General features: G+C 31.1%; 9 protein-coding genes. 1 reads left to right on the top strand and 8 read right to left on the bottom strand.

The window, feature by feature from the left end; all coding sequences use genetic code 11:
* A complete protein-coding gene (locus tag ABDX67_RS07305) occupies positions 1–219 on the top strand; it encodes a VF530 family protein (protein WP_347174301.1) in 219 nt (72 codons plus the stop codon).
* A 203-nt stretch (positions 220–422) separates the two neighbouring features.
* On the opposite strand, the gene ABDX67_RS07300 is transcribed toward ABDX67_RS07305, so the two are convergent.
* The 8 genes from ABDX67_RS07300 to ABDX67_RS07265 all read right to left on the bottom strand — a co-directional run bounded on the left by ABDX67_RS07300 (position 423) and on the right by ABDX67_RS07265 (position 12,089).
* On the bottom strand, positions 423–2,783 hold the full coding sequence (locus tag ABDX67_RS07300; RefSeq protein ID WP_347174300.1) for a type IA DNA topoisomerase: 2,361 nt from the start codon (positions 2,781–2,783) through the stop codon (positions 423–425).
* 243 nt (positions 2,784–3,026) lie between these two features.
* On the bottom strand, positions 3,027–3,671 hold the full coding sequence (locus tag ABDX67_RS07295) for an MIP/aquaporin family protein (RefSeq protein ID WP_347174299.1): 645 nt from the start codon (positions 3,669–3,671) through the stop codon (positions 3,027–3,029).
* A 68-nt stretch (positions 3,672–3,739) separates the two neighbouring features.
* On the bottom strand, positions 3,740–4,138 hold the full coding sequence (locus tag ABDX67_RS07290) for a GlcG/HbpS family heme-binding protein (RefSeq protein WP_347174298.1): 399 nt from the start codon (positions 4,136–4,138) through the stop codon (positions 3,740–3,742).
* A 127-nt stretch (positions 4,139–4,265) separates the two neighbouring features.
* Complete coding sequence (locus ABDX67_RS07285; RefSeq protein WP_347174297.1) at positions 4,266–5,105, bottom strand: helix-turn-helix domain-containing protein; 840 nt, start codon at positions 5,103–5,105, stop codon at positions 4,266–4,268.
* Between the two features lie 157 nt (positions 5,106–5,262).
* The gene (gene thrC / locus ABDX67_RS07280) at positions 5,263–6,549 is read right to left on the bottom strand and encodes a threonine synthase (protein WP_347174296.1); all 1,287 of its coding nucleotides are present in this window, start codon (positions 6,547–6,549) and stop codon (positions 5,263–5,265) included.
* 84 nt (positions 6,550–6,633) lie between these two features.
* On the bottom strand, positions 6,634–7,554 hold the full coding sequence (locus tag ABDX67_RS07275) for a homoserine kinase (protein ID WP_347174295.1): 921 nt from the start codon (positions 7,552–7,554) through the stop codon (positions 6,634–6,636).
* A 3-nt stretch (positions 7,555–7,557) separates the two neighbouring features.
* Positions 7,558–9,999 (bottom strand): bifunctional aspartate kinase/homoserine dehydrogenase I, encoded by a 2,442-nt coding sequence (gene thrA / locus ABDX67_RS07270; RefSeq protein WP_347174294.1) that lies wholly within the window; start codon positions 9,997–9,999, stop codon positions 7,558–7,560.
* Between the two features lie 665 nt (positions 10,000–10,664).
* Positions 10,665–12,089: a DUF6794 domain-containing protein gene (locus ABDX67_RS07265; protein ID WP_347174293.1), complete on the bottom strand. Its 1,425-nt coding sequence runs from the start codon at positions 12,087–12,089 to the stop codon at positions 10,665–10,667.
* Positions 12,090–12,324 lie beyond the last annotated feature (235 nt).

Raw genomic sequence — 12,324 nt, 5'->3', positions numbered from 1 at the left:
ATGAGTGAAACTCAACCTAATAATCCGTTACACGGAATTAAACTTGCCGATATTTTAGAACATTTACACAACGAATATGGTTGGGAAGAAATGGGAGAACTAATCAATGTAAATTGTTTTCGAAATAATCCAACAATGAAATCGAGTTTAAAGTTTTTAAGAAGAACACCTTGGGCTAGAGACAAAGTTGAGAAATTGTATTTACAATCAATAAAATAATTTATACAAAAAGCTTCACAGAAATGTGAAGCTTTTTTTTTGATGTAAACCTTATGTTTACAAACAGGTTACTTTGTTTTATTTTCAATGATATTTTGTATTGTCATTCCTGCGAAAGCAGGAATCCATAAATAGTTAATAGAATATCAATTTAGATAGTTTAGATTCCTTCCTTTGCAGGAATGACAGAGTTATCATGAAAACTATTTAGAAATAATCTCCAAAACCAACTCTTTCGTCAGTGGTTTTCCATTGGCAATTTTTTTGATGTTTTCAAAGGTAAACACAAAATCGCAACCGGTTTTGTATTCAGAACAACCGTAGGCCGTTTTGCCTTTTAAAACGGTTCCTTTGTTACATTTAGGGCAAGAAATGGTTTCTGTTTGATAAGAAAGATCACTCGACTCCGCTCGAGATGACACATTGCTGTTAACGGTGCTTTTTTTAGCTTCTAGTTTGAAGTTGAAATTCTCATCAAAACGTATCAAGCCTTCAACTGTACCATTTTCTGTTGTAAATCCTTTTAAATTAGTGGTAGATTTTTTGTCTAGCAAACGAATGAGTTGATTTTCTGAAATCTTTTTCCCTAAGAATTCAAACGGCATTAAGAAATTACATGTTTTGTTGTATTCAGAACAACCAAAAGCGGTTGAGCCTTTTAAGAGTGTTCCTTTTTTACACTTTGGACAGGTTTTACCTGTGACTTCTTTCTTGTTTTTTGGTTTCTTTTTAGGAGATTTCTCGACTGCGCTCGAAATGACAGAAGATTCATGAGAGATTCTAATTTTAGAAGTATTAGACCGTACTTCATAAACTAATTCATCCACCATTTTTTTCATGTTATTGATAAACGTTCCAGCGTTGAATTCTCCACGTTCTATTTCTTTTAAGCGTTTTTCCCAGCGTCCAGTTAACTCGGCAGATTTCAATAATTCATTGTCAATTAAATCAATCAATTGAATTCCCGTTTGTGTTGGCAATACCAATTTCTTTTTACGTTCAATATATTTTCTTCGAAATAAGGTTTCTATAATACTTGCTCTTGTTGATGGTCTTCCGATTCCGTTTTCTTTCATCAGCTCACGCATTTCATCGTCATCAACTTGTTTACCTGCAGTTTCCATTGCGCGTAGGAGAGAAGCTTCTGTAAAGTTTCTTGGTGGTTTAGTTTCTTTTTCCAAAAATGATGGTTCGTGAGCGCCCTTTTCTCCTTTTACAAAAGAAGGAAGCACAATACTATTTTTACTATCTGTTTTGTCATCTCGAGCGGAGTCGAGAGATCTAGTTTCGAAAACAACACGCCATCCTTTAGAAATAATTTCTTTTCCTGTAGTTTTAAAAGGAACATCCGCAGCTTTTCCGATTACCGAAGTATTAGAAACATCAGAATCTGGATAAAAAGCTCCAATAAATCTTCTGGTGATAATATCATATACTTGTTGCTGATTGTACTGCAAGTTGGTTTGTATTCCGGTCGGAATAATCGCATGGTGATCGGTTACTTTTTTATCATCAAAAACACGTTTCGATTTCTTTATTTTCTTTCCTAAAAGTGGTTGTGTAAGCTGATTGTAATTGGTTAGTTTAGCTAATGTTCCTGCAACTTTTGGATACACATCATTTGGTAAAAAAGTAGTATCTACTCTTGGATACGTAACTACTTTCATTTCGTATAACTTCTGAACCATTTTGAGCGTTTCATCCGCAGAAAACCCGAATTTATTATTACAATAGACTTGCAATCCTGTTAAATCAAATAATTTAGGAGCGTATTCTTTTCCTTTTTTCTTGGTTACAGAAACAATTTCGAAATCAGATTCTTTTACTTTATTTGCTAAAACTTGTCCGTCTTCTTGTTTTAAAAAGCGTCCGTCTTCATAATTAAAAAGTGTATTTCTGTACGTAGTTTGTAATTCCCAATAAGGCTGTGGCTTAAAGTTTTCAATTTCTTTAAAACGATTGACCAACATTGCCAATGTTGGCGTTTGCACTCTTCCAACAGACAATACTTGTTTGTAACCGCCAAATTTTACGGTGTATAACCGCGTTGCATTTAATCCTAATAACCAATCTCCGATGGCTCTTGAAAAACCTGCATAATACAAATTGTCATATTTTTCTGCTGGATGAAGATTGTTAAATCCTTCTTTGATTGCTTCTTCAGTTAAGGAAGAAATCCAAAGGCGTTGTACTTTTCCTTTATAATTACATTGATTGATGACCCAACGCTGAATCAATTCTCCTTCTTGACCGGCATCACCACAATTGATGATGACACTTGCTTTGTTAAACAATGATTTTACAATATTGAATTGTTTTTGGATTCCGTCATTGCTCGTTACTTTGGTTTCAAACTTTTCTGGCAACATTGGTAAATTGTTCAAATCCCAACTTTTCCAATGTGGTTTGTAATCTTTTGGCTCTAAAAGAGTACATAAATGTCCAAAGGTATACGTTACCGCATAACCGTTTCCTTCAAAATATCCGTCACGTTTTGTATTGGCACCTAGGATGTTAGCAATTTCTCTTGCTACACTTGGTTTCTCTGCAATACATACTTTCATTTGGTTAAATTTTGAAACTGAAAAGTAGTAAAAATCTTGGAGATAAAAAGGAATGTTTTTGATGGATTGAATTTAGTTTACATCAGAAGAAAGAAATTTGTATCGAGTTAAAATATGTTCTCGATACAAATTTTCATGCTTCATAAATTCACTCGAACTGACAACGTAAATAACTCATTTCGAATTGACATTTTTTTAAGAATTTTAATAGGTTTTTAATTCCTCAGAAGCAATTCTATATTTTTACTTTTCTACTTTGTTAAAAAACTTCCAAAGTAGCATTGCTGCTATTGCGCCTAACGTTGGTGCTGTAATATAAATCCAAAGTGCAGAAATATTTCCTGAAACAATTGCAGGAGCAAAACTTCTTGCAGGATTAAATGATCCTCCAGAAATTGGACCAGCAAATAGAATAATTCCTGTTACAACAAATCCAATGACAATTCCTGCGATATTAGAAAATTCCTTTTTAGAAGTTACCCCCAAAATGGTGAGCATTAAAAAGAAAGTCAATATAAATTCTAAAATAAATGATTGTATTGAGCTACCAGATGGAGTAGTTCCACCTAATGAACTTTTTTCAAAAAACATTAATTTTAATAAAATACTTGCTAATATCGCACCTAAAAATTGAGCAGTAATATAAAAAAGAGCTTCTTTTTTAGAAGTCAGTTTTCCAATTAATAAAGCAATTGTAACTGCTGGATTTATATGTGTGCCAGAAATAGAACCAAAAATATATATCATAGCGATTACAATAATTCCGAAAGTAAGAGAGATTCCAACCAATCCTAAACTTCCTCCTGCTTGTTGATTTACGATGATGGCTCCTGTACCACAAAAAACCAACGCAAAGGTTCCGATAAATTCTGCTAAATATTTTTTCATATTTTTTGAATAAAAAAAAAGAGGATAATTAACTTTAATTATCCTCTTTATGTCAATTTATTTTTTAATTAGATTGCTAAAGCTCCAGCTTCTGCAACTGCATGATCGTTTTCTACTGAACTTCCACTTACTCCAATAGCTCCGATAATTTCGTTTGCTGCGTTTTTAATTGGCACACCACCAGGAAAAGTAATTAATCCATTATTAGAATGCTCAATATTAAATAAAGGTTGTCCTGGTTGCGCTAATTCACCTATAATTCCTGTATTCATATCAAAATAACGTGCTGTTTTTGCTTTCTTAATAGAAATATCAAGAGAACCTAACCAAGCTCCGTCCATTCTTCCAAATGCTACTAAATTTGCTCCTGCATCTACAACTGCAATGTTCATTTTGGTGTCAATTGCTGTTGATTTTTGTTTTGCTGCTGTAATTGCTTTTTCTGCTTGTGCTAATGTAATATTCATAATTTTTGTTTTTTTAGTGTTATAATTATGATGCAAATGTACAAGGAGAATTCAGGTATTCTATTACCAAAAAAGTTCAATAACTTATGAATAAAGGTCAAATTTAAAAAAAAGTGGATTGTGAAAGTTAAGAAGCTATTTCGCTAGGATTCACTCCAAATTTATTTTTAAAAGCAATACTAAAGTTAGAAAGATTATTATATCCAAAATCTAAATAAATGTCTGATGGTTTTAAATTTTCTTGTTCTAAAGCTTCTTTTGCTTTTTTAAGTCGTTTATCTTGAAGCCATTTTCCAGGTGAGACATTATATTCTTTAATAAAATAACGTTTAAAAGTTGATAAGCTCATATTGCATAAAAATGCAATTTCTTCTAATTTTAAATTAGAATGTATTTTACTTTCTACTGTTTTTTTAAAAGAGGATGTTTCTTTAATTATTAAAGAATGCAAATAGATTTCAAAATTTCTACCATATTTATGTAAAAGGTACAACATCAATTCTTCAAACTTTACAGAAAGTAAATTCTCTAAAAAAATAGTTGGAGCTTCACTAATTGTAGATAATGAATTTAAATATGAAGTGATATATGCATCGTTTTTAATAATAAAATAGGGTACTTCTTCTTTTACTTTTTGATTCTTCTCTGTATGTTTTTCTAAAAATTCTTTGAGTTTATTTTCAGAAAAAAAGAAGAGTTTACAAAAATAAATAGCTTCAGTATCTAATAATTCTGTCCAAAGCCAATTTCCTTTTTTCAATAATAAAGATTGATCTTTATTTACTGCAACAGATGTTCCTGCAAAATGTACTTGCTTTTTACCAACTTGTAAAAAGCTAAACATATTCATACCTAAATTTACTTTGCTTTTAATAACATCATTGGTCATTTTAAAATCATACACAAATAAATCGGGACTTTCATTTTTGTCTTTTATGTAGATTTCTGGTATGTTTTCTATCGGCATTTAGAATATCTTAGTTTATTAGAAGATTTAATTTTGATTTAGCCAAGTTATTAAAAATCATTTTAGAATCAGTAGAAATTTGTATCGAGTTAAAATATGTTCTCGATACAAATTTGTTCATGCTTCATAAATTCACTCGAACTGACAACCGTAATTTTTAAGAATTCAAATATGTTTTTAACTCATGATAAGTAGTTATTTTTTGTGCTACTTTTTCTTTGTGCATCATTGCTTGTATTTGCAAAGGAATATCAATTTTAATAGGCAAAGTTTCCTCAACAATAGCTAAGAATTTTACAGGATGCGCAGTTTCTAAAAACACACATAACGCATCTGGATTTTCTTTAGCATATTCTTTACAACCCAAATAACCAACTGCTCCGTGAGGATCTGAAACGTAATTAGCTTTTTCGTACAATTCTTTCATGGCTTTTCGAGTTGCATCATCTGTAAAAGAGTAGGAAGAAAAAGATTTTTTCAATTGCTCTAAATTGCTGTTAAACAATTCTTGAATTCTGATAAAATTACTTGGATTTCCAACATCCATTGCATTAGAAATGGTTGCTTTAGATGGCTTCGGATTGTAATTTCCGTCTTTTAAATACTTCGGAACTGTATCATTTACATTGGTTGCAGCAACAAAGTGTTTTATTGGCAACCCTAATTTTTTCGCCATAATTCCGGCACAGATATTTCCGAAATTTCCGCTAGGAACAGAAAACACCAAGTCTTTATGTTTGTTTTTTAATTGTTTGTAGGCAAAGAAAAAGTAAAACATTTGCGGCAACCAACGTGCAACGTTAATCGAATTGGCAGATGTTAAAGTTCTAGAAATTTCAGCATCTAAAAAAGCAGTTTTTACCATTTCTTGACAATCATCAAAAGTGCCATCTACTTCTAAGGCAACAATATTCTGACCTAAGGTTGTCAATTGTTTTTCTTGAATATCACTTACTTTTCCGCTTGGATATAAAATAACAACATCAACTCCTTTTACATTTAGAAATCCGTTTGCAACAGCACCGCCAGTATCACCAGAAGTTGCCACCAAAACAGTAACTTGATTGTTATTATTCTTGTTGAATTCTCCTAAACAACGCGCCATAAAACGCGCGCCAACATCTTTAAAAGCCATTGTTGGTCCGTGATAGAGTTCTAAAGAAGAAGTATTTTTAGCGACTTCAATAACTGGAAAATCAAAATTGATGGTTTCTGTAATGATTTGTTTTAAACGTTCTGTCGGAATTTCGTTTCCAACAAACTGTTTGATTACTTCAAAAGCAATTTCTTCATTTGAAAAATATTCAATATGATTGAAAAAATCTTTACTCAAAGGTGTGATACTTTCAGGAAAATACAATCCTCTATCTGGTGCAATTCCGTTAACAACAGCATCTCTAAAAGATACGTTTGGCGATGTATGGTTTAAACTGTAATAGTTCATAATTCTTTTTTTTTGTTGTCATTGCGAGCTTTATGAAGCAATCTGTTTTGTGAGATTCCTTAACGTTGCTCGGAATGACGATTCTTAGAGTATTTTTATGCCGTTTGCATTGACTTTTGATACGTGAATATCGAAATCAATTTGTAAATTTTTATAGGCGTTTGCCATTGCTAATGCAACTTTATCAGCGGTTTCTTTTCCTTTACTTAATGCAAATATGGAAGGACCCGAACCTGAGATTCCACCACCCAAAGCACCAGCTTCTTTTGCTGCTTTTATAACATTGTCGAATTCTGGAATTAAGATTGAGCGAGAAGGTTCTACAATTTCATCGTGTAAAGATCTTCCAATCAAATCATAATCATTGGTGTATAAACCAGCAATGAATCCACCTAAATTCCCTAACTGAATTACCGTTTCTTTTAAAGTTACTTTCTTTCTTAACACAGATCTAGCATCAGCAGTTTTAATTTCTATCTGCGGATGAATTACCGTTGCGTACAATTCATTCGGAGCATCAATTTTAATAACATCTAACGGATTGTAACTTCTTACCAAAGTAAATCCACCTAAAAGAGCAGGAGCAACGTTATCTGCGTGCGCTGTTCCGCTCGCTAATTTTTCTCCTTCCATGGCAAACGGAATTAATTCTTGTAAAGAAAAAGGTTCTTCTAATAATTTGTTTACGCCAAAAACTGCTCCGGCAGAACTTGCAGCAGAACTTCCAATACCGCTACCAGGTTTTATATTTTTATAGATTTCTATTTCAAAGCCAAATGTTGTATTTACTTTTTCTAACAAAGCTAAAACAGCAACGCCAGCAACATTGTTTTCTGTTTCTAAAGGTAAATTTTGTCCAATAATTTTAGTGATTGTAACGCCTTTCTTATTGGTTTTTCTGATAATCATTTCATCTCCAACAGTATCTAAACACAATCCAAGGACATCAAATCCGCAAGAAACATTAGCGATGGTTGCCGGAGCAAAAAGTTTTATTTCTTCCATTTTTTATTTATTTCCGATTCTAATTACATCAGCAAAAATCCCTGAAGCAGTAACATCTGCACCAGCGCCAGCGCCTTTAATTTGTAAAGGTTGTACAGGATATCTATTTGTGAAAAATAACACAATATTATCACTTCCTTCTAAATTATAAAAAGGATGATTTGCAGGTATCTCTTGCAAACCAACTTTTGCTTTTCCGTTTACAAATTCTGCTACATATTTTAATTTACAATTTTTATCTGAAGCAGCTTTATAGATGTTTTGAAAATGTTTTTCAAAAGCAGTTAAACTTGCGTAAAAATCATCATTGTTAGAGGTTTTTAAACTTTTTTCTGGTAAAAAAGAATCATTCTCAATATCAGATAATTCCAATTCAAATCCGCTTTCTCGAGCAAGAATTAATATTTTACGAGCAACATCAATTCCGCTTAAATCTATTTTAGGATCTGGTTCTGTATAGCCTTCATTTTGTGCAGCTTTTACAACATCGTGAAAGGTTGAATTTTCGTTAAAATTATTAAATACATAATTTAAACTACCAGATAAAACTGCCTGAATTTTCTGAACGCTATCGCCAGAAGCAATCAAGTTTTTTAAAGTATCAATAATTGGTAATCCTGCACCAACATTGGTTTCAAATAAAAATGGAGCGTTGTATTTTCTAGAAACTTTTTTCAATGTTTTATAGTTTTCAAAATCAGAAGCACAGGCAATTTTATTACAAGTAACCACACCAATACTTTTACGTAAATAGTGTTCGTACATTTTAGAAACATTTTCGTTTGCAGTATTGTCTACAAAAACGCTGTTGCGTAAATTTAAAGACGAAACTTTCTCAAAAAATGTTTGTAAAGTAGTTGGATTTCCATTTGCCAAAGCATCTTTCCAATTCGATAAATCAATGCCTTCTTCATTAAAAAACATTGTACGGGAATTTGAAATTCCAACTACACGAATGTTTAATTTTAAATGTTCTTTTAAGTAGGATGCTTGTTGCTCAATTTGTGCTAAAAAACGTTCTCCAACATTTCCTACACCTGTTACAAATAAATTTAGTTGCTTTATTTTTTCTTCAAAAAAAGCTTCATGCAAAGTATTTAATGCTTTTTTAGCATCCGATTTATTAACAACTGCAGAAATATTTTTCTCTGAAGCTCCTTGAGCAATCGCTCTAATATTCACATTATTCTTCCCTAAAGCACTAAACATTTGTCCGCTTAATCCTTGATGATTTTTCATATTATCTCCAACCAAAGCTAAAATTGCCAAATCAGATTCTACCAACACAGCATTTACTTTATGTTGGTTGATTTCTACCTCAAAAGTTTCGTTGATACTTTGTTGGGCTATAGCAACATCATCCGCATAAATACCGATACAAATTGAATGTTCTGAAGATGCTTGTGTTATTAAAACTACATTGATGTTTTGTACAGACAAAGTTTCAAACAAACGTTTTGAAAAACCAGGAATTCCAACCATTCCGCTTCCTTCAAGTGTTAATAACGCAATGTTTTCTATAAATGTAATTCCTTTTACAGGTTTTTTTTCTTCAGTTTTTTGTGTGATTAAAGTTCCTATATCAGTAGGAGAGAAGGTGTTTTTTATAATAATCGGAATTTGCTTTTCTAAAACGGGTTGTATGGTTGGAGGATACAGTACTTTTGCGCCAAAATGCGACAACTCCATCGCTTCTTTATACGAAATATGTGGAATCGGAAATGCTTGTTTTACAATACTTGGGTTTGCAGTAAACATTCCGCTAACATCTGTCCAGATTTGCAATTCATCAGCTTGTAAAGCAGCAGCATAAATTGCCGCAGAATAATCAGAACCACCACGACCTAAAGTTGTTGTTTTTCCGTCTAATGTACTGGCGATAAATCCAGGCAAAATGGTAATTTGTTCTGTTGAATTTGTAAAATATGCGTTACAGTTTTTATTTGTGATTTCAAAGTTTACAGTGGCGTTTTGATAACTTCCGTTGGCAATAATTAGTTCTCTACTATCTTTGTAATTAGCAGATAAACCAAGTCCTTTAGCTGCTTTTGCAATAATAAAAGAAGACAACAATTCTCCAAATCCAACTATTGTAGCCAAGGTTTTTGGTGTTAATTCTTGTAATAAATTACAGCCTTCAAAAAGTGTTTCTAAATGATTAAATATTCTTTTTACATAACTAATCACTTCACTTTGTTGTGCAACAGGAATCAACTCCTTAATTACTGTTAAATGATGTGCTTCAGTTTCTTGCAATAAAGAAGTATATTCTGAATTTTGAGCTGCTGCGTTGGCGATTTTTAGTAAATTATCAGTTGTTTTTCCGAAAGCAGAAACCACAACAATGGTTGTATTACTTTTAGAGGTTTCACTTACAATTTCTAAAACTTTTTGAATTGATTGACTATTTGCTACGGATGATCCTCCGAATTTTAAAACTTTCATTTTCTTAAATGATAACTAGTACGACGAATTTTGTTTGAATGTTATTTATCTAATTTCGATTTTTCGAAAAAATAAATAGAACCTAAGTTGATATGAAATATAATAACCCTTAAAGGGTAATTGTAATTGTAGAAATTGTAATGCTTGTAGTAACAACAGCATCAACCGCAAAGATTGCAGTAGTATAGATTGATGTGTTTGTTGTTGTTTTCATTACGTTACAAATGTATAGAATATTTTAAAAGGGCAAAACAAAATCGTCTTTTTTTCTACTGTGTTGATTTTTTTTTAACTCAGTTCTTTGTTGTGTTTTCGTTTTTTATTCTTTCTTAATATTTTTCATAATAATTTAGTTTCCAAATTTTTAGCCAGAGAAAAAACAAAATTATACTTATGATTATGTGAAATATTGGAAGAAGTGAAATAATTAAATCTTTCTTTTTTCTGTTCATCCAAGTATATAAAAAAGTTAATGGCTAAAGAGTTGAAAAGATTAAGAATGAATATGGTAAAAGCATATCTAAAAATTATTTATTTCCAGATCTGTGACCAGCAGTTTTGTATGCGAGAATTTTCCGCAGGAAAATCAGACGTAACAAAAGCGCACGAACTCTCGATTAAGCACTAAATTACGCATTATTTTTATACGATGTTGGCTGTAGTTTTTATTTTTTCGGATTCCGTTTTTCCCATTTTGACCAAACATCTTTTTCTTCAATTAACCATTTTTGGTATTGTTCAATTATAATTGCTGAAATCTCATCTCTGTCTGTGAATCCTCTTTCATTAAAATATTTCAAAAGTCTCGAACCTCCATTAATTCCCCAATTATTTCGAATCCACATTCCTAAAGGACTCATATGCGAATTAAATTCCCAAATGCTTTTTGCTTCTTTTATCTTTTTTCTGGATTCAAAATTTAGTTTTGTGTCTAGCTGAATAATACTTTCTTTTAAGTTTCTTGGTATATAAATCCCATTAATAGAATCCAGAGTTTTTCTGTTTTCAAATTCTTGTCTACGTTTCTCTTTAGCTAGTTTAGTGTCAATTTCAGCTATAGAGTCATTATGATTTCTATATCCACCAAAAAAACTTTCTAAATATATCTTGTCGACTTGACGAGGTATGAAATCAGTATTGAAATTTGTATTTAAAAGGTAGTTTTTTATTTCTTCTTTGTCAAATTTTTCATCTGCTTCAAATGTTTCAATTTCAAATTTTCCTGTTCTGTCAAGATATCCAGTTAAATTAATTCGGAATAGTTTGTATTTATGAAAAGTAGAGTCGTTTGTAGAAACGAATTTCAAGTTTGAGATTTTGCTAATACTTTCTGATAATTTTTCGTTTGTTTTAGAATTCTCAATATTTATTATGTATTTGTAAGGATAATCGTAATAGTCAATATTACTTCGAACTGCTTCATATCTTTTAATGCTTGGATAGATTGAATCAAAGTCAATTTTTGATTCGATTATTTCTCCTTTATTTAAGTTGAAAAGCGTAATTTTTTTTCTTGAATCTATTACATAGATTGTGTCATTATTGTTGAATACAAAATTTTTATTTAGGAATTTATCCTTTTCTGTTATACCTTTTTTATACTTTTTTAAAGTTGAGCTATTTCTTTCAAATATTTGATATTTATTATCATAAAACATATCACACTTTTCGTTGTCATTATTACAGTTGATAAATTCTTCTGTTGTATAAGTCTTTTTGAGTTTGCCATCAATGTAGAATGTTATATTTTTATGTTCTTCTCCATTATAATAAACTTTGTCTTTAATATAAATTACCTTTCTCCCATCTTTACTGATTGCAGCAAAAAAGGGATATCCATCGTATAAATCGAAAGAGCGATTAATTTTGTAAAAACTTTTCTTAACCCCAAAGCTTTCATATTCGTTAGTAAATGTAACCGAAGATTCTCCTTTTAAATTTGGAAATTCATCATCAAAAGAAATTGATTTTAGTTTAAATTTTCCATTAGAAGAATAAGTTTCTGATATTGGAACTCTTTGAGTTGATATTTGCCCTAAAATTGAATTAGAAAATAGTAATAAAAACAGATAAAGTATAGGTTTGAACATTTTATAGTGTAATTATTTTTAAGTAAAATTCAATTTAATTCGGTTCTGTTTTTTATACAAACTTCAATGAGTGAAACTTTGATTTGGTTTAGGGAACTTGCCTCTCAAATGTCTAGTCCTGAAATATGGCTACAGGTTAAAATTGAATTTACGCTGATAATTTATATACCATATTTGGTGTTTTATAGTCTAAAGATACGTGTAATCTTATTTGGTTGTATAAATTAATTGCATT

The sequence above is a fragment of the Polaribacter uvawellassae genome (assembly GCF_039748955.1).
In the GTDB taxonomy this organism is placed as follows: domain Bacteria; phylum Bacteroidota; class Bacteroidia; order Flavobacteriales; family Flavobacteriaceae; genus Polaribacter; species Polaribacter uvawellassae.
Note: the sequence above shows the minus strand (reverse complement) of the source record. Positions and strands in the feature narration are given on the sequence as shown.